General features: G+C 72.1%; 15 protein-coding genes. 9 read left to right on the top strand and 6 right to left on the bottom strand.

The genetic code is table 11. The features are described from left to right. Positions 1–9: 9 nt before the first annotated feature. From AV521_RS30605 to AV521_RS30590, 4 genes are all read left to right on the top strand, one after another. On the top strand, positions 10–6,252 hold the full coding sequence (locus AV521_RS30605; protein WP_076092869.1) for a type I polyketide synthase: 6,243 nt from the start codon (positions 10–12) through the stop codon (positions 6,250–6,252). Continuing rightward, a complete protein-coding gene (locus AV521_RS30600; protein WP_076092867.1) occupies positions 6,170–6,646 on the top strand; it encodes a thioesterase family protein in 477 nt (158 codons plus the stop codon). The genes AV521_RS30605 and AV521_RS30600 overlap by 83 nt, the downstream gene beginning before the upstream one ends. Next, positions 6,639–7,337, top strand: coding sequence for an NADPH-dependent F420 reductase (locus tag AV521_RS30595; RefSeq protein ID WP_305965193.1), 699 nt, complete (start codon positions 6,639–6,641; stop codon positions 7,335–7,337). The genes AV521_RS30600 and AV521_RS30595 overlap by 8 nt, the downstream gene beginning before the upstream one ends. Positions 7,338–7,465: 128 nt before the next feature. Next, on the top strand, positions 7,466–8,269 hold the full coding sequence (locus AV521_RS30590; protein ID WP_076092863.1) for an alpha/beta fold hydrolase: 804 nt from the start codon (positions 7,466–7,468) through the stop codon (positions 8,267–8,269). Between the two features lie 16 nt (positions 8,270–8,285). Here the strand turns inward: AV521_RS30590 and AV521_RS30585 are convergent, their stop codons facing one another. The 3 genes from AV521_RS30585 to AV521_RS30575 all read right to left on the bottom strand — a co-directional run bounded on the left by AV521_RS30585 (position 8,286) and on the right by AV521_RS30575 (position 10,620). Then, positions 8,286–8,837: a carboxymuconolactone decarboxylase family protein gene (locus AV521_RS30585; protein WP_076092860.1), complete on the bottom strand. Its 552-nt coding sequence runs from the start codon at positions 8,835–8,837 to the stop codon at positions 8,286–8,288. A 201-nt stretch (positions 8,838–9,038) separates the two neighbouring features. After that, on the bottom strand, positions 9,039–9,221 hold the full coding sequence (locus tag AV521_RS30580; RefSeq protein WP_076092858.1) for a hypothetical protein: 183 nt from the start codon (positions 9,219–9,221) through the stop codon (positions 9,039–9,041). A 334-nt stretch (positions 9,222–9,555) separates the two neighbouring features. Then, on the bottom strand, positions 9,556–10,620 hold the full coding sequence (locus AV521_RS30575) for a cobalamin-independent methionine synthase II family protein (RefSeq protein ID WP_076092856.1): 1,065 nt from the start codon (positions 10,618–10,620) through the stop codon (positions 9,556–9,558). A gap of 230 nt (positions 10,621–10,850) precedes the next feature. Here AV521_RS30575 and AV521_RS30570 point away from each other — a divergent pair, with 230 nt between their 5' ends. The 3 genes from AV521_RS30570 to AV521_RS30560 all read left to right on the top strand — a co-directional run bounded on the left by AV521_RS30570 (position 10,851) and on the right by AV521_RS30560 (position 13,717). Then, a complete protein-coding gene (locus tag AV521_RS30570; RefSeq protein ID WP_076092854.1) occupies positions 10,851–11,396 on the top strand; it encodes a hypothetical protein in 546 nt (181 codons plus the stop codon). Positions 11,397–11,429: 33 nt separating this feature from the next. Next, positions 11,430–12,317, top strand: a complete 888-nt coding sequence (gene tatC, locus AV521_RS30565) for a twin-arginine translocase subunit TatC (protein ID WP_179023485.1) — start codon at positions 11,430–11,432, stop codon at positions 12,315–12,317. 83 nt (positions 12,318–12,400) lie between these two features. Continuing rightward, positions 12,401–13,717 carry an AarF/ABC1/UbiB kinase family protein gene (locus AV521_RS30560; RefSeq protein WP_076092852.1) on the top strand — a complete coding sequence of 439 codons (1,317 nt, stop codon included), beginning with the start codon at positions 12,401–12,403 and terminating at the stop codon, positions 13,715–13,717. A 124-nt stretch (positions 13,718–13,841) separates the two neighbouring features. On the opposite strand, the gene AV521_RS30555 is transcribed toward AV521_RS30560, so the two are convergent. After that, positions 13,842–14,534 (bottom strand): twin-arginine translocation signal domain-containing protein, encoded by a 693-nt coding sequence (locus tag AV521_RS30555; RefSeq protein ID WP_076092850.1) that lies wholly within the window; start codon positions 14,532–14,534, stop codon positions 13,842–13,844. Between the two features lie 333 nt (positions 14,535–14,867). Here AV521_RS30555 and AV521_RS47920 point away from each other — a divergent pair, with 333 nt between their 5' ends. After that, positions 14,868–15,566 (top strand): hypothetical protein, encoded by a 699-nt coding sequence (locus AV521_RS47920; protein WP_076092848.1) that lies wholly within the window; start codon positions 14,868–14,870, stop codon positions 15,564–15,566. Positions 15,567–15,678: 112 nt separating this feature from the next. On the opposite strand, the gene AV521_RS30545 is transcribed toward AV521_RS47920, so the two are convergent. Together AV521_RS30545 and AV521_RS30540 are read right to left on the bottom strand one after the other, a co-directional pair. Then, entirely contained in the window at positions 15,679–16,257 is a 579-nt protein-coding gene (locus AV521_RS30545) for a hypothetical protein (RefSeq protein WP_076092846.1), read from the bottom strand. A 137-nt stretch (positions 16,258–16,394) separates the two neighbouring features. Beyond that, the gene (locus AV521_RS30540) at positions 16,395–16,604 is read right to left on the bottom strand and encodes a hypothetical protein (protein ID WP_143658667.1); all 210 of its coding nucleotides are present in this window, start codon (positions 16,602–16,604) and stop codon (positions 16,395–16,397) included. 125 nt (positions 16,605–16,729) lie between these two features. Here AV521_RS30540 and AV521_RS30535 point away from each other — a divergent pair, with 125 nt between their 5' ends. Continuing rightward, positions 16,730–18,619 carry an FAD/NAD(P)-binding protein gene (locus AV521_RS30535; protein ID WP_076092994.1) on the top strand — a complete coding sequence of 630 codons (1,890 nt, stop codon included), beginning with the start codon at positions 16,730–16,732 and terminating at the stop codon, positions 18,617–18,619. Positions 18,620–18,692 lie beyond the last annotated feature (73 nt).

The raw sequence follows: 18,692 nt of genomic DNA, 5'->3' as shown, positions 1-18,692 counted from the left end.
GAGTCGCCGTTGTCCCCGTCCGAGAAGGCCGGCGAGGCATCCCACGACGGCATCGCCGTGGTGGGGATGGCCTGCCGCTACCCCGATGCCGACGACCCCGCCCAGCTGTGGGACCTCGTCCTGCGCCGGCGCCGCGCGTTCCGGCGGCTGCCCGCGGAACGCCTCGCCGTCGAGGACTACGCCGACCCGACGCGCCGCGACCCGGACAGCACCTACGGGACCAGGGCCGCCCTGCTGGAGGGCTGGCGCTTCGACCGGGGCGCCTTCCGCGTCCCCGGCGCGGTGCACCGCGCCACGGATCCCGCCCACTGGCTCGCGCTGGAGACCGCGGCTCGCGCGCTGGAGGACGCCGGGGTCCCCGGCGGCGCCGGCCTCGACCGGGACCGGGTCGCGGTGGTCATCGGCAACACCCTCACCGGCGAGGTCACTCGCGCCCGCACCATGCGGCTGCGCTGGCCGTACGTGCGGGCCGTGCTCGACGCCGTCCTGTCGGAGGAGGGACTCACCGGGACACAGCGCGAGAAGGTGCTCGCCCGGACCGCGGAGCGCTACCTGGAGCCGTTCCCCGCACCCGACGACGAGTTCCTGGCCGGCGGCCTCGCCAACACCATCGCGGGCCGGATCTGCAACCAGTTCGACTTCCACGGCGGCGGATTCACCGTGGACGGTGCCTGCGCCTCCTCGCTGCTCGCCGTGACCACGGCCTGTGGGCGGCTGCGCGAGGGCAGCGCCGACCTGGTGCTGGCCGGAGGCGTGGACATCAGCCTCGACCCGTTCGAACTCGTCGGGTTCGCGCGGCTCGGCGCGCTGGCCGAGGACCGGATGCGGATCTACGACAAGGAGGCCACCGGCTTCCTGCCCGGCGAGGGATGCGGGGTCGTCGCCCTGATGCGCGCCCCGGACGCGGCCGCCGCGGGGATGCCCGTCTACGCCGAGATCCGGGGCTGGGGGATCTCCTCGGACGGCGCGGGCGGCATCACCCGCCCCGATCAACGGGGCCAGCTCCTGGCGCTGCGCCGGGCCTACGCCCACGCGGGTCTCGACCCGGCCGCCGCGGGGCTGCTGGAGGGGCACGGAACCGGTACGGCCGTGGGCGACGCGATCGAGCTGCAGGCGCTGCGCGCCCTGCGCGCCGGGTCCCCGCGGCCGGCCGCGCTCGGATCGATCAAGGCCAACATCGGCCACACCAAGGCCGCGGCCGGACTGGCCGGGCTGATCAAGGCGTGTCTGAGCGTGCACGGCGGAGTGCTGCCGCCGACCACGGGATGCGACAGCCCACGGGACGAACTCGCCGGTGAGGGCGCGGTGCTGCGGATCCTCGCCGACGCGGCCGAGTGGCCGCCCGGTCCGCGCGTCGCCGGTGTGAGCGCCTTCGGGTTCGGCGGCATCAACACCCATGTGGTGCTGAGCGAGCCCCGGCACCCGGGGCCGCGGGCCACCGCCCTTTCCGCTGTGCCCCGCGCCCGCCGGGCCGACCCGGAGCAGGAGCTGGTCCTGCTCAGCTCGGACAGCCCCGAGGAACTGTCGGACCGGCTGCGACACCTGGCACGGCTGGCCCCGCGGCTGTGCGACGCCGAACTCCACGACCTCGCCTGCGCCTGGGGCCGCGCACCCCACCCCGGTCCGGTCCGCGCCGCCCTGATCGCGGCTTCTCCCGAGCAGCTCGCCCGGCGCGCCGAGGCCGCCGCGGCCGCCCTCGCCGAGGCCCCGCCGGGCACGCTGGCCCGGCGCCCCGGCGTGTGGGCCGGGAACGCCTGCCGGGGCCGGGTCACCCTGCTGTTCCCGGGCCAGGGAGCCCCGCTGCCCGCCGGCCCGGGTGCGATCGGCGCCGACCTGGCGGAGGACGGGGCGAGCGGGTTTCACCCCGGCGACGGATTCCACCCACCCCTCGCCCACGAACCCGGCCCGGTCGCCGACACGGCCGCCGCTCAGTCGGTCGTCCACCGGGCCTCGCTGACGGGCCTGAGGTGGCTTCAGAAGCTGGGCGTACGGGCCGAGGCGGCGCTCGGGCACAGCCTGGGCGAGTACGCCGCGCTCGTCTGGGCGGGCTGTCTGGGCGCCGGGGAGAGTCTGGAGCTGGTGGACCGGCGCGGCCGGACGATGGCCGAACTCTGCGCCCCCGGTACGGGGATGCTGGCGCTCACCGTCGACGCCGCTGCCGCCGAGGAGCTGTGCCGGGGCACCTCGTTGGTGGTCGCCGCGTACAACGGGCCGCTGGCCCACGTCGTCGCCGGGCCCGCCGACGAACTGACCGCGCTGGCCCGGCGCGCGGCCGAGCGCGGTATTGACGCGCAGCCGCTGCCAGTGGCGCACGCCTTCCACTCGCCCGCCGTCGCCTCCGCGGCTCAGAAGTTCGCGCCCCTGGTGCGCGCCGCCGGATGCGCGGCGCCCCGCGGCACGCTGCTGTCCGGCGTGACCGGCGGCGTGTGTCGCGCCGGGGGAGCGGAGCTGCAGGAACTGCTGTGTGCGCAGATGACGGCGCCGGTGCGGTTCTGGGAGGCGGTCCGCGCGGTCGCCGACCGGACGGACCTTTTCTGCGAGACCGGCCCCGGCCGCGTCCTGGCCGCGCTCGCCGCCCCCAGCGGCGTGCCCACGGTGTCCCTGGACGTCGGGGCGGCGGGGCCGGGGCCGCGCGCGCAGACGGCGGCCGCGCTCTTCGCCTGCGGCGCGCTCACCTCGGCGGAGGCGCTGTTCGAGGGCCGCGAGAGCCGCCCCGTGGACCCGTGGCGGGAGCGAGTGTTCATCGGCAACCCTTGCGCCCGGCCCGCAGCCGGTCCGGTCACCGCGCCGGTCGCCCCGGCCACACCGGCCGGTCCCGCCGCCCCGGGCGAGCTTGCCCAGCGGGCCGCATCAGCCGAGCGGGTGGCGTCCACCGAGCGGGTGGCGTGCGCCGAGCCGGCCGGACCCGCCGAGTCGGCCGTGTGCGGCGAGTCGGTCGTGTGCGGTGAACGGGCTGTATCCGCCCGGCCGTTCACGTCCGTCGAAGCGTTCGCCGCCGCCCCGCCCGAGCAGGCCGCCCCATTCGGGTCGGTCGAGCTGGCCGCGTCCGCTGGGTCGGCTGTGCCCGGCGAACGATCCGTACACGCCGGGACGTTCACCTCAGCACACAGCGAACAGCCCGTACATTCCCAGCCGTTCGCTGCCGCCGGACCCGGCGAGCCCGACGTCCGCCCCTCCGGGGAGGACGTCGCCGGCATCGTGCTGCGCTCGGTCGCCCAGGCCACGGAGTTCGAGCCGGCGGCGCTCACGCCGGACCAGCGTCTGCTCAGTGACCTCCATCTGTCGTCGCTGAAGGTCACCCAGCTGGTCGCCGAGGCCGCCCGCGCGGCGGGCCGTGAGCCCCCGGCCGCGCCGCTCACCATGGCGGACGCATCCCTCGCCGAGATCACCGAGATGGTGCGCGCGCTCCCCGGAACCGGCAGCGGCGACGGGCAGGACGCGATCGCCCCGGGGGTCGCGCCCTGGATCCGCTGCTTCACCGAGGAACTGCGCCCCGTAGCGCCGCCCGCCCCGGACCCCGCCGACCGCCCGGGCCGGGTCACCGTCGCGGCACCTCGGGGAGCGGCGTCCGGTGCCTTCTGGCCCGCGGCCGACGAGCCGGCGGGCCAGGCCGAACTGCTGTACGTTCCCGACGCGGAGGCGCCGGAAGGGCTCGCCGGGCTCCTCGGCGCGGCCCGCTCGGCCATCGCCGGTGGCGGCCGGCTCGTCCTGGTCACGCATGGTTCGGGCCTGTCCGGCTTCGCGGGCAGTCTGCACCAGGAACACCCGCGGCTCGGCATCACCCTGCTCCGGGTCCCGCCGACCGCGGCGGGCCTGGCGGCCGCAGCAGCCTTCGCGGGGGCCGAGCCCGGGGTGCTGCGGGAACTGGTGGTGCTCAAGGACGGCACCTGCGCCGAGCCGGTCGCCATGCCTCTCCCGGAACCGGACGCCGTAGCCCAACCGGTGCTCGGCCCGGGGGACGTACTGCTGGTCAGCGGCGGCGGCAAGGGCCTGGGCTTCGAGGCAGCCGCCGCCTTCGCCCGTACGACGGGTGTCTCGCTCGCCCTGCTCGGCCGCGGCGATCCGGCTCGGGACGCGGCGCTGCGGCGGAACCTGGAACGGCTCGCCGAAATCGGCGCCACGGTCCGCTATCAGCGGGCGGACATCACCGACCGGCGCGCCACCGCGCACGCGGTCGCCGAGGTGGAGCGCGAACTGGGCCCGGTCACAGCTGTGCTGCACGCGGCCGGGATCAACCAGCCGCAGCGCTTCGACGACCTCACCGAAACCGACGTACGCACGCACTTGGCACCGAAGACAACGGGGCTGGCCCATCTGCTGGCCGCGGTGGACCGCGGCCGGCTGCGTCTGCTGATCGGATTCGGCTCGGTGATCGGCCGTTACGGGTTGGCGGGCGAGTGCCACTACGCGCTCGCCAACGGCCGGTTGCGCCAGATGCTCCAGGACGAGGCCCGTGACCTGCCCGGATGCCGCACCCTGGTGCTCGACTGGTCGGTGTGGGCCGGCGTGGGCATGGGGGAACGGCTCGGCGTGCTGGACCAGTTGGCCCGCAGCGACGTCACGCCGATCCCCGTCGAGCAGGGCCTGGACCTGTTGCTGCGGCTGGCCACAGCTGAGGGCCTGCCCACGGCGGTGACCGTGCACGGGCGCATGGGACTGCCGCCGCGCCCGCTGCCCGCGGACGCGTTCGGCCCCGCGGCCCGGTTCCTGACGCGCCCGCGCGTCCACTACCCGGGCGTGGAACTCGTCGTGGACAACGCGATGACCGAGGCCACCGACCCGTATCTGAGCGACCACCGCGTAGACGGGCTGTCGGTGCTGCCCGCCGTCGTCGGTCTGGAGGCGATGGCCCAGGCCGCCTCCGTACTGGCGGGCCGGCCGCTGCGGCGCTGCCGCGAGGTGACGTTCGAGCGGCCCGTCACGTCGGCGGCCGACGGCACGCGCACCCTGCGGCTGTGCGCGCTCGCCGAGAGCGGCGCCGTCACCGTGGCCCTGCGCAGCGACGAGACGGCGTTCCGGGCGGACCACTTCCGCGCCGTGTTCCCGCTGCCGGACGGCGGCGGCGATACGGAGCCGGCGGGCGACGCGCCGTCCCTGCCGCCGGTGACGGGCGACGACCCCGAGGTCCCGGCCGCGGACCTCTACGGGCCGCTCTACTTCCACACGGGCCGCTTCCGGCGGGTCGAGCGGCTGAACGCCCTGCGGGCCCGGCAGGTCAGGGTAAGGCTGGGCCCAGCCGTCGAGGCGGGCTGGTTCGCCCAGGAACTGGCCCAAGGCTTGCTCCTCGGCAGCCCCGCACGCAATGACGCGATCATCCACGCGCTGCAGGCCTGTGTCCCGGGCCGGCGGCTGCTGCCCGTGGGCTGCGAGGAGTTCCAGGCCGCTGAAGAGGGCACCGAACTGGGGTCGGCCGGTGCGGACGGTGACGTCACAGTGCATGCCCGGGAGCGCAGGTCCGAGGCTGGTGTGTATGAATGGGACGTCGAGGCCGTGAACGAGGGCGGCCGGGTCCTGGTCCGCTGGCGCCGGCTGCGGCTGCTGGACGTGGGCCGGCTGCCGCGCCGGGAGCGCTGGAGCAGGCCGCTGCTCGCGGTGCACCTGGAACGGGGCGCGCTCGCACTCGGTCTGGACCCCGCCCTGACGCTGAGCATCGAGTCGGGCGCACCGCGGGAACGTACCGTCCCTCCGGTGCGGCCGCCGTACGGCACCTCACGTAGCCACTGTGGTCCGCTGACCCTGGTCGCCACGGCGCCGGACGGTGTCACCGTGGACTGGCAGCGGATCGTCCCCGAAGAGGCGGAGGGGGTGCGCTCGGCGCTCGGTGCCCCGTACGAGGGCCTGTGGAGGCAACTGCGTCTGGCGTTGGACGAACCGGACCATGCCATCGCGGCACGGCTGTGGACGGTGGCCGAGTGCGGCAGCAAGGCGGGGTGCGGCCCCACCGCACCGGTGACCGTGGACGGGGTCTTCGAGGACGGCTGGGTCCGTTTCCGCAGCGGGCGTTCGCTCATCGCGACCACGGTGGTCCCGGACCGTCTGGTGCCCGAGGGCGTGCCGGAACCGGAGCCGTACGTCGGCGGTGAGCCGGGTACCGGTGACGCGTTGGGCACCGGCGAAGTGTCGGGCCCGGTGATCGCCGTGGCCGTGATGACAGGAGCGGGAGGCACACATGTGGCAGCGCACGACGTACAACCACCGGCATCTGGTGATGCTGGAAGAGACGAACCTCGTTGGGAACGTGTACTTCAGTAACTACTTCCTGTGGCAGGGGCATTGCCGCGAGCGCTTCCTGGCCGAGCGGGCACCGGGAGTGCTCCGGGCCCTGCGCGAGGACTTCGCCATGGTCACCGTCTCCAGCCGCTGTGACTTTCTCGCCGAGCTGTACGCCGCCGAGGAGGTGGAGGTGCGGATGTCGCTCGGCGCACGCGAGTCCAACCAGGTCACCATGGTCTTCGACTACTACCGGGTGCAGGGCAGGACAGCTCAGCTGGTGGCCCGGGGTGAGCAGACCATCGCCTGTATGCGGCGCACCGCCGAGGGGATGGAGCCGATGGACGTGCCCGAGGAGTTCGCCGAGGCGCTGCGGCCCTACGAGCGGGAACCCGTCGAGCGGGAACCCCGCCTGGCGGTGGCCCGGAGTGTCTGAACCGGACTCCTGCCCCGGTCGCGCTGTCTCCGCGCCCTCGCCGCTGCCCGCCTGCACCGCCGTGGTGGGGTGCGGACGCATGGGGTCCGCTCTGCTGCGCGCCGCGCTGTGGCAGGGCCTTGAGGTGCTGGCCGGGGTGCGCGAGCACCGCCGCAGACGGCCCGGTGTGCCGCCGGAGGTGGTGCAGCTGGCGCCTGGAAGAGCCGCGGCGGCGGCCGAGCTGGTGGTGCTCGCGGTGCCGCCGGGCGAGCCGCTGCGGCAGCTGGCGGAGCAGTTGGAACCGGTCCTGGCCGGAAAGGTGGTGCTGGAGCTGTCCAACCCCGTGATGCCCCAGCGTGACATGCCTGCACCGCGCGGGCCCTGGGGGCCGAGCGAGGCGGAGCTGCTGGCCCGCCGCCTGCCCCGGACGCGCGTGGCGAAGGCGCTGAACACGGTCTCGGCCAAGGCCCTCGGACGGCTTGGGCCGGTGCCCTCGGGGGAGTGGCGCCGGCCGAGCGTCCCCGTCGCCGTGGACGATCCGTCGGCGCAGCGACTGGTCTGCGCCTGGGTGGAGGCGCTGGGCTTCGAGGCCGTGCCGGCGGGACCCCTCACGCATGCCCGCTGGCTGGAGCACCTGGCCCAACTGCTGTGCCACATCGACGCGCAGTCGGGGCGTACCGGCCTGGTCGGATGCCGGATCCTGCGCCCCTGAACCGTCACTGGCCGTGAGTCATCGCTCCGTCGGCAGCCTGAAGGAGGGCACCCATGTGCGGAACGCTCGATTCTGATTGCAAGGAAGCAATGGAAGCAAAGGAAGCAGACGGGAGGACGCTCATCCCGATGCTGATGCCCGCTCCGTACGGTCCGCTCGCGGGCGTCGAGATCCGCCGTCCGGGTCCGTCCGGCCCCCACTGGAACGGCAGCAGAGTGGCGCTGGTGTCCGGAGCGGGGGGCGCCAAGGAGGACTTCCTGCCGCTGATGCACCGCTTGGTCGGCGCGAGACGCCGGCTCTTCGCGGTGGATCTGCGCGGCCAGAACGAGACCCCTGGCCTTGACGACCCCGCCGCGTACGGTATCGGCGTACTGGCCACCGACCTGGGCGTCGCGATGACGGCGGCGTGCGCCCGTAAGCCCGTGCACCTCGTCGGCCACGGTGCCGGCGCCCTCGTGGCGGCCACCGCCGTGCTGCAGGCCCGCTCCCGGGAGAGGTTCACACCGTCGACGTACCTCAGCCTCACCCTCGTCGCCCCCTGCTGGGACGGGCTCATGACGGCCGGTGACGCGGAGCCCGCCGACTGGGAGCCGTTGGTGGCGCGGCAGCACCGCGGCGGCACCATGGCCGACGAGCGCCGTGCCGTGATCCGGCAGCGGCTGTCCCGCAGCCACCCGATGAGCCTCGGGCACCTGGCTTCGGCCACCGCCGGACCGGAGCTCGTCACCGGACTGCGCGCCGAAGGCATCCGGATGCTGGTGGTGGGCGGTGCGGAGGACCCGCTGGTCCCGGTGGACCGCACCGCTGAACTGGCCCGGCGACTCGGTGCGCGCCACGGTGTCGTCCCCGAGGCCGGACATCTGCCGCACCACGACAACCCGGATGCCGTCGCCGGAACTCTGATGGCGTTCTGGGCGGAGGACGGTACGTAACGGTGTCGCGGGGCCGTCAGGGCTGGAGGGGCACGGCGTCGCGGTAGCCGTGGGCGGTGATGTGATGGGCCATCTCGGTATACGCGGCCGCCTGGTCGGGGGCGGTGGTGGCGAGGCCGTCGACGTAGCGGTTGAACATGCAGAACGCCGCCGCGATCAGCACGGTGTCATGGATCTCCGTGTCCGTCGCCCCGGCGACGCGGGCGGTCTTGATGTGCTCGTCGGTGACCGCGCGGCCGCTCTCCTGGACCGCGTCGGCCACGGCGAGCAGAGCCTTGAGCTTGTCGGAGACGGGTGCTGCGGCCGGGTCGGCGCGGACCTGGTCGACCAGGGGCATGCCCTGGTCCAGCTGGACGGCGGCGAACGCGGCGTGGCAGTCGGCGCAGAAGCGGCAGCTGTTGAGGTGGGAGACCCGGGCGGCGATCAGCTCCCGCTCGCCCCGGCTCAGGGTGCTGGGCCCGCGCAGCAGTACCTCGGCCAGCTCGCTCAGCGGCGTGGCCGTCTCGGGCCGGAAAGCGAACAGCGACACGATCCCGGGCAGGTCGTTGCCCAGTTCGATGTGCGGCATATGGGGCTCCTTCAGTCGGTTACCGTTTCCGCCGCCTCGCTGCCGGCCCCCACGCCACCGCGACAGCACCGGCCGCCGGCACGGTGAACGGTTCGATGGTCGCGACGGTCACCCCCGGCATGACGGTGGGTGCCAGGCCCACTGGTTGTCGCGAGGTCAGGGTATGGCGGTGCGGCTCCCCGCTGGTGAGGTTGTCGTTCTTCAGGACCAGCGGTTCGGTGGTGGTGAGGGTGACCGACCCAGCGATTCGACCTCCCCGGTGGGGCTGGGACGGACCAGGCGCAGGGTGCTGGGCGGCGGCGAGCGGGGGTCGGCCTCCTCGGTGATGGTGATCCGGCCGCAGTCGATGTCGACGGTGCCCGATCCGGCAAGGGCGCGCAGCATCACCCCGCGCCGTGCCGGCGCACCGGATCTCCTGCCCGGCGCGCGGCAGCGAGGAATCGGCCGCATACGTCTTCGAGGGGGCCGCCCACCAGACACCTGCCGTGAGCGCGGTGGCCCCGGCGGCGGTGAGGAAGGCGCGACGGTCGGCAGATGCGTGATCAAGTGAACTCATGCTGCGGAATCCAAGGGGCGGCTGTACGGCAGCTCCCCGTACCGGCACCGGTGTGGCGATCATTCCGCCCGGCCGGACGAAGCGCGACGAGACTGCCGACCGCACCGCCCGCCCCGGGGACGTGCGGTGCGATGGCGCGCGGCCGGCCTGTCGCACGTCCGGTCAGGCGCCCAGCGCCTCGGCGGCCAGGGCGGTTCCGCGTACGCGTGCGTCGATCTTGGCGAAGGCCAGGTCACGTGAGGTGGACGTGTCGTCGGCGAACGGCGAGAAGCCGCAGTCGTCGCAGGTGCCCAGCTGGTCCACCGGGATGTGGCGGGCGGCGAGCAGCACCCGGTCGCGTACCTCCTCCGGGGTCTCCACCGTCGTACCGATGGGATCGGTCACGCCGACGAACACCCGGATGCCGGGGCGCAGTTGGTCGGCGATGATGCGAAGGACCCGCTCGGGGTCGGCCTCGCTGGCCAGCTGGACGTAGTAGTTGCCCACCTTCAGCCGGAAGAGCTCGGGCAGCAGTCCGGCGTAGTCGACGTCCAGGCTGTGGGTGGAGTCGTGGTCGCCGCCAGGGCAGGTGTGCACCCCGAGGCGGGCCCGCTCCGCCTCGCTGAACCGGCCGAGCACCTCGTTGTTGAGAGCGATGAAGTCGTCGAGAATCGCGCCGCTCGGATCGAGCTTGAGCGAGAGGCGGCCCTCGGTGAAGTCGAGCTGGACCACGTGCGCGCCCGCCTCCAGGCAGCCGCGGATGTCGGCTTCCGCCTCGTCGGCCAGGTCCCTCAGGAACGCCTCGCGGGAGTAGCCCGCGATGGACTCGGCCGGGTAGAGCAGGCTGAGCGCCGAGGGTGCGATGACCGCCTGCTTGAGGGGGAGGTCGGTGTGCCGCTGGGCGTCGCGCAGATACGACTCCGCGCGGACCTGGTAGCGGAACGGCCCCTCGGTCAGATGCGGCAGCTGCCGGGTATGGCCGTCGGCGAACGGGATGGTGACACCGTCCGGCGCGAGGGTGGCCAGGCCCGCGATCGGGTAGGTGGCGAAGCTGGGCTTGGCCTGCTCGCCGTCGACGAGGACGGGGCAGCCCAGCTGCTCAAGGCGGGCGAGAGTGTCCGCCGCGGCCTGCTCCTGAAGCTCCGTCAGTTCCTTGTCGTTCAACCGGCCTTCGGCGTGCTCACCGAGAGCCTGCTGCAGGGCGCGCGGGCGGGGGATGCTGCCGATCGGCTCAGTGGGGATGCTCATGGTCGGACCGTAGGAGGCCCCATGCCTCCCGACAAGCCGTGCGGTGCGAAGGCTCCCGCGAGTTCACCCGATCGGGATGCCCGTCCAGGCGTCGAGTTGACCCGGCAACGTCATGGGCGAACGAGTGAATCCCCGGCCACATGGCGCCTGTTTGTAATGATATGTGGTGTGAAATGTCTTCATGATGCCTATTCGCCGGATCCAGCGACCTCGCTGTACCTCTTGGAGTGATGGTGTTCAACCTGAGCCCGTTCACCCTGGTCGCTCTCGCTCTGATCGCGATGTTCCTCTACGGCCCCGACAGGCTGCCCAAGGCAGTCGGGGAGGCGGCCCGTGGCCTGCGCAGGCTGCGTACGGTGCTGCGCGGCGCCACCGACGGGGTACGGCGGGAGCTGGGTCCCGAGTACCAGGATCTGCGCCTGCGCGACCTCAATCCGCGGGCGTTCGTCGCGAAGCACCTGCTGGAGGACGACAGGCCCTGGGACCCTCCGAAGCCGCAGTGGCAGTCGGGCCCGAAGCCCGAGGGCTGGCCGGAGCACGTGCCGTTCCCCTCGGCCGCCGAGATGGGCATGGACGAGGGGGCCGACCCGTTCAGCGCACCCATCCCGCGCGAGCGGACCTCGTCGCCGTCGCCGGACACCTCGGACGCGGCGCCGCAGAAGCCCGCTGAGGAAGCGTCACAGGCGTCCGCGGAGGGCGTACCGGTGTCGCAGGCACCCGCCGCGCAGGCAGCCGTGCCTGAGCGTGGCGAGGGCGTACGGATTCACGACCGCTGATCTCGTCGCTCACGTATGAGGAGTTCCGACCCCGTGGACACGAACCGACTCGACAAACCCCGGACCCCGGCCTCCGCGGGCGGCCGGATGCCTCTGCGTGAGCATCTGCGCGAGCTTCGGAACCGCTTGGCGAAGGCCCTGCTCTTCGTGTTCCTCGGCACGGTGGCCGGCTGGTATCTGCACCCCTGGCTGATCACCGAACTGACGGGTCCCAGCTGCCATCTCCCCGGTCTGCACGGGATCGCGCCCGCGACCTCGGCCTGCCCCAACGGGCTGATGGTGATGCAGGGCGTGATGACCCCGCTGACCTTCACCTTCAAGGTGGCCCTGGCTGCCGGAGTGGTGATCTCCAGCCCGTTCTGGTCGTACCAGCTGTGGGCCTTTGCGGCGCCGGGGCTGCACCGCCACGAGAAGCGCTACACGCTCGGGTTCGTCGCTGCCGCCGTACCGCTGTTCCTGTCCGGGGCGGGGCTGGCCTACTGGGTGTTCCCGAAGGCCCTGCGGATCCTGCTCGGGTTCACGCCGGGTTCCTTCAGCAACTTTCTCCAGGGCGATCAGTTCCTGGAGTTCTTCATCAGGATGATCCTGGTGTTCGGCATCTCCTTCGAGATGCCGCTGCTGCTGGTGCTGCTCAACTTCGCGGGCGTCGTGAGCGCCGGGAGCCTGCTGGCCCGCTGGCGGACCCTCGTCATGCTGATCTTCGTGTTCTCGGCGCTGGCCACCCCCACGGGCGACCCGCTCACCATGATGGTCCTCGCGGTGCCGATGACCGCCCTGTTCGCCGTGTCGCTGTCCGTGGTCGTCTGGCGCGACCGGGTGCGCACGCGCAGGGCGGCATCGGCGGCGCTCCCGCCCGACGAGGCGTCGTCGATCGACCTGACGCCGTCGCAGATCGAGGTTCCGGTGGGAAGCGGGGACTGACACGCCGCCGCCCCCACCAAGGAGCCATCCCGGAGCCATCTCACAACGATCAGAGCCATCTCAAAGTCCTCTCGGAGTCATCGATGAACGCCGACACCGTCCGGCCGCACGCGGACCCGGTCGCCACCCTCCCGCGCCGAGCGCTCGTCGGGCGCGCGGCGGTCCTCCTGCTGCTCCTGCTGCGCGGCGGCGCGGCCCTCGCCCGGCATACGGCGGTCGGGGTCCTGCGCCGCGACCTTCGTGCCCGCCGGGACCGCTGGCTGGTGGACCTGGTCACCCGGCTCGGACCCGCCTTCGTCAAGGCCGCCCAGCTGCTGGCCACCCGGGTGGACGTGCTGCCGCCGCGCGTGTGCGCCGCGCTCGCCCGCCTGCACGACGGCGTCCGGCCCCTGCCGCTGACGGCCGTGGCCGGCGAACTGCGGGACACCGGCCTCGAACTGGACCGGGGGACCGACGGGATCGCCCGCCCGGTCGCCGCCGGCAGCATCGCCTGCGTCTACCGTGCGACCGCTCCCGACGGCCGGAGGATCGCGGTGAAGCTACGGCGCCCCGAGGTCGCCCGGCAGCTGGCGCTGGACCTGGAACTCATGCGCAGGGGTACCCGGCTGGTGGCCCGGCTGCCCCGGATGCGCGGTCTCCCGGCCGTCGCCGTCATCGACCAGATGGCGCAGGCGGTCCACGGCCAGCTGGACTTCCTGCGGGAGGCGCGTCTCCTGGAGGAGTTCCAGGAGAACCTGGCGCAGGAGTCCGGTCTCCGGGTACCCGCGGTGCACCGGGAACTGAGCCACGACGGCGTTCTGGTCATGGAGTTCGTGGAGGGCCTGCGACGGCGCGAGCCTCACGAGTTCCCGGAGGAGGTCCGCGAGCGGGCGGTGCGGTCGACGCTGCACGGGATCTACCGGATGCTCTTCATCGACGGGCTGGTCCACTGCGACCTGCACCCCGGCAACCTCTACTTCCTGCCGGACGGCGAGGTGGTGCTGGTGGACGCCGGCTTCACCGTGCGCCTGGACGAGCGGACACGCGCCGCGTTCGCCTGGTTCTTCCTGCAGATGTCCGTGGGCGACGGGGAGGCCTGCGCCCAGATCGTCCTGAAGACGGCGACCCCCGGGCCGAGCGCCGACACGGACGGCTTCACACGCGAACTCGCCGCGCTGGTACGGGCGAACAGCGGGGTGTCCGCAGGGGACTTCGACCTGGTGTCGTTCGGCGCCTCGCTGTTCGACATCCAGCGCCGCCACGACCTGTACGCCGCGCCGGAGTTCGTGTTTCCCCTGTTGTCCCTGCTGGTGCTGGAGGGCACCGTACGGGCCTTCGCTCCGCAGATGGACTTCCAGAAGGAGGCCGGACCGTATCTGATGAAGGCCGTGTTCGGCGAGGCTTTCCGGCCGGCGGCCTGAAGCGGCGCACCCCCGGGGCCGCGGCGGTGAGCGGCTGGGACGCGGTGGTGAGCCGCGCGCGGGAACGGCGAACCGCGCCCCTCCGCCGGCCAGGTGGCGGGGCGCGGTTCGCCGTTCCCGGTTCTCAGGCGCTCTGGTTGACCGTGACCGGGAAGCCCTGCAGCATGCCGGCCTGGTTGCCGTTCTGGTCGAGGAGCGGCACGTTTCCGCCGAGCGTGTACCCCTGGTTGGCGGGCGGGAACGCCTTGAGCAGGCCCGAACTCAGCGTGGCGGGGTTGTTCGGGTCGGTGGACAGGACCAGCGGCGGGCTGCCGTCCTTCGGGGCGACCGTGAGCTTGAAGAGCAGCTTGACGATCATCTCCGGGAAGGGCGGGACCGGGGGGACCGCGGTCGGGTTGCCCGGGTTCATCTGCATCAGGCTCAGCGGCGTGATGGTGGTGTCCGACTGCTCGATGGTGACCGTCTGGGTGGGGGTGTCCGCGACCACCTTGTGGCCGATCACCTCCAGGACGACGCCGGTCTCGCTGCTCGTACGGACGCAGATGTCGATGCCGCCCTTGAAGTCGAGGTTGACGACCCCGGTATTGAGCTGAAGAGGGACGTTGGAGGCATAGCAGCTACACGGGATGTCCACGCCCACGGGCGGCAGCGCGAACGGGAACGCGGGCTGCAAGGCGGCGTTTCGCTCCGCCTCCGCGGCCTGGGCGGTGCCCGGCACGAGAGCTCCGGCGCCGACCGCCGCGGCGGTGACCGCCGCCCCCTTCATGAACCCGCGGCGGTCGCTGCCGCTGCCGGTGATCTCTGCAGACTCAGTCATCCGACTGTTCTTCCTTTCTCTCCGGTGAGTGGGCGGCACCTGGACCGTCCAGACGGTCACCGCCACCTGTGTCGCGCATGCCCGGTTCATTACGGTCGCGCCGAGTCACGTATACCGCGTAAATGTGACGAACCATCAAAATTCATTTATTTCGTTCGATTGGGGCCCTTCCACTCTGGTGGCATGAGGTCATGGCACCGCCTGATGCACCGTCATGTCTGTTTTGCTTCTCTATGGGAATGTTTGATATGTTTGATGTCGAATCATATGCAGTCGGGTTGAAGGGGTCGGAGCCGCCACGGCCCGCCCAGGGCAACGGAAAGGTCGTTCGTCATGACGGATGGGCAGGAACCGACCGGGACCAGGGGAGCCGGCCGTCCGGCGCGCCGAAGCGGGGCCCGCCGGGTCGGAACGTGGTACGCGGCGGTCGTACTGGCGGGCACGGCGACGGCCCTGGGCGCGAACCCGGCGGTGGCCGCGGGGAAACCGCATCCGGCGCTGGTCGACCATCCGCAGAAGCAGTCCGTGGTCATCAAACCCGGGCAGACGGGCCAGGCGAGGATCGAGCTCAAGAACACCGGCAGGAAGAGCGCGCGCAACGACGCGCGCATGTACATGGAGATCTGGGCCCCTTACGGCACCCGCTTCACGGACACCAGGCTGACCCCGCTCCACGGGGCGCTGGGTGGATGGGCCTGCAAGGGTGACGCGGGCCGGCCGGGTGTTCCGTACGAGAGCACGATTCTGAAATGCTTCTCCGACCGCCACGGGCAGGTCGCCCGCGCGGGCGGAACGGCCGCCTGGCAGCTGAAGATGAAGGTCGTGCCCGGCACACGGGCTGGAACCACGCTGGCCCGCACCCCCTACAACCAGGGAGCCGCGCTCCACTTCAGCTACCGTGGGAAGGCCGTCTGGACGACCATGTCCCTGAAGGTCAGGACTCCCGGCAAGCCGCAAGCCGGGAAGGTGGCACGGCGGACCACCATCAACGCCGCGGCAGGCCACGGGAATCACCGGAACCCCCGGAGCTGACGGGAACGCCGGGCCGGGCAGGCCGCCCCGGCTCCGGGGCTGCGCGGGGTCGCGCCGCCCGCGCAGCTCCGGGCGCGCATCGAGCGGGATTGCGCCCGGGGCGGGGGAGCTGTCAGGGTGTCGCCGCAGCGACCGGGGTACGGACCTCCAGGGTCATCGCATTCGAGTCCCACCAGGTGCCAGAGCCATGGCCGGGGGAGTGCAGCCGCAAGGAGGCCCAGCCGTTGGCGCTCCTGGTGCCTGCCGGCAACTCCGCGGGAACCGCGATGTTCGCCTTCCAGTGCCATTCCTTGGCGGGCGGCGGCCCGCTGTAGCGGGTCGTGCAGACCATGTGCCTGCCGTTGTGCTCCATGGGGGTCATCCCGTCGTACATCCGGCAGGACCACCCTCCCGGCGCTTTGCCGACCGGGGTCACCTTGGTGTCGGCCAGTCGCGCGAGTTCCGGTGAGTACACCGTCAAGGTCAGCTTGTCGACGCGGGAGGGCAGGTTCCCCGTCCTCTTGATCCCGAACGTCACCGGGCCGGACGAGCCCGACTTGACGAGGGCGATAGGACGCTGGGGACTGTCGCTTCCCCAGTACGGCTGCGGCGTGCCTGGTGCGGCAGTGGCCGGGACAGGGCCGCTGCCCAGGGTGAGCGCGGCGCCCGCAGCCAGGACTGCGGCCCCCCACTGCCGTACATAAGTCATCATCTGTGCCTCTCCCTAGCTTCTGGCGGTTGTCGGTCTTCGAGGGCGGCGGCCGTGCGCACGGTGTGCCCCCGTGGGATCGGATACTCATCCCTTCCTCGGCCGCTTCCCTCCGTCCCGCGCACCGACATGCCGAAGGCTCACCTGATCGCCACGCGCATGCGATGTGCACCCGTGTGCCCCTGACCCCGTACCACCTGGTCGCCGTCCTCCAGGACGTAGGCACCGCCCTTGTCGGCCATGTGCGTGGCCGGCTTCAGCCGCTGCCGCTGCCGCTCGCCGCCCGGCAGAGTCGCCAGCGGCTGGCCCAACGCCAGTACCATGAGGGCGAGTTGCGTCAATGTGGACACTCCCCATGTCCGCCTACAAGGATCTTGCGCTGTCCGCTCTCAAGGCGCACTCTGCCCGCAGCCCTTGCTCCCGGCGTGAGACAGGAACGTCGGGTTCCCATCGCTCGGCGGAGACGATGTTCACCATGAGCCGGACAGGTTTACGCCCAAGAGTGCTGATAGTCGGCGCCGGTCTGGCCGGCACCGCCACGGCGATCCGGCTGCTCCGCTTCGCGCGCGGCCCGCTTGAGATCGTCCTGCTGGAGCGGCGTTCCGAGTACCGGTCCGCCGGTGTCGCGTACCACCGGGAGGGCAACGCCTGGGACCACGTGTTCAACATCCAGGCGGGTCGGATGTCAGTGTTCCGGGAGGACGTTCTCGACTTCGTCCGCTGGGCCAACGTCGAGGCAGACCGCCGGGACTGGCCGGCGCAGTGGGCCGGGACCGAGTTCGTCGAGCAGGGCCCGGCGCCCCGGCGGATCTTCCAGGACTATCTGATCGAGCGGCTGGCCGAGGCCCGGCGGGAAGCCTGTCCCGGTGTCGTACTCGTCGAAGCGGACGGCGAGGCAGTCGACATGGACGTACTCTCCTCAGGGGTCGAGGTGACGGTTCGGCAATGGTCCGCGCCGCACGGGAGCAGTCCGAAGGCCGGGCAGGGCCCGGAACCGGCGGTGATCTTCGCCGAACACGTCGTTCTCGCGACCGGTCTCGCACTCAGGGAACCGCCCTTCGCCGCCGAGGTGCTCACCCACCCGTCCTTCGTACGCAACCCGTTCTCCGCGGCCGGCGTCCGCAAGCTCGTGGCCCTCCCCTCCGAAGCGAGGGTCGTGATCATCGGATCCGTGCTGAGCGCGTACGACTCGGCGGGCCTTCTGCTGCGCCAGGGGCACACAGGGAGGATCCACCTGATCTCCAGGACCGGGACGATCTTCCGGACCTACCCGGCTGACCACGAGCACGAAGTACTACAACTGCCCTGCCCGAGAGCACTGCTGGAGCCGTACCGGAACCGGGAGGAGTTCCTTGCCCGGGTCCGGGCCGAGTGGGAGACGGCGTGCTCGACCGTCGCCAGGGATCACCCCGGAGTTCACCCGGCGGTGATCGCGGAGCGGGTGGCCAAGGCGTGGGAGCCGTATCTTCCCGAGATCATCGAGCGGATTCCCTCCGCGGAACTGCGCCGTCTGCTGGACGATTTCGGTACGGCGATGGCCGCGTTCAGGGTCGGCGCGGTGGAGTACACGATGGCGGTCATCGAGCGCGCGATGCACACCGCGGGCGGGCCGTTGGAGCTGGTCGTCGGGAACGTGGAGCGGATCGCGCCGGCGCAGGCGGGGCGGCTGGTCGTCTCGGTCGCGGCCTCGGAGCAGAGACATGCCATCGAGGTCGACCTGGTGGTCTCCCACTTCGGCAGGGAGTGGGACTACAGCAGGGTCGGCGAGCCGTTCTGGAGGAATCTCCTGCGGAAGGGGATCGTGGTCCCTCATGAGCGCACCGGGCGCGGCCTGGAGGTCGACAGAGAGGGAACGCTCCTGCGCCCCGACGGGGAGCCGGCCGGCCCGATCCTTGCGGTCGGCGTGCTGAGAGAAGGTGACGAGTTCGTACGGAACGGACGAACCGGTGCGTTCGCCTTCAATCTCGCCGCCATCAAGAATCAGTCGATCGCCGTCGCCGCACACATCGTCGGGCAACTGGAACTGCGGAAGAACGGGTTGGCCCACGGCATGACGCGATTCCACGCCGGTGTCAGCAGTATGGAGGAAGCGGCCCGCGTCGGATTCGAGGAGGCCGTGGTCCTGGAGGTGAGGAGGCTGGCCACGCGTGCTCGCGGTGAGCGGGAACTGCTCGATTCCAGAGTGGACGCTTGTGTCCGGTCCCTGGGTGACATCCCGGCCCTTCCGAAGGATGATCCCCGGCGCGACCGCCTGATATGGACGGCCGTCAACCGGGCCGCCGTAGAACGACTCACCGACGTCTCCGTGACACCACGGCAACTGCGCCGGCAACTGGGGATAGCGGACGCCGAAGACCTGAGCTGACCGTCTCGAAGATCCCCCATCTGCTCACGGCTGTCTTCCCGTGCACCGCCATGACGGCTGCCAGACTGCTACA

Source organism: Streptomyces sp. IMTB 2501 (assembly GCF_001953885.1).
In the GTDB taxonomy this organism is placed as follows: domain Bacteria; phylum Actinomycetota; class Actinomycetes; order Streptomycetales; family Streptomycetaceae; genus Streptomyces.
The sequence above is the reverse complement of the archived record's forward strand: the minus strand, read 5'-3'. Positions and strand labels throughout refer to the sequence as shown.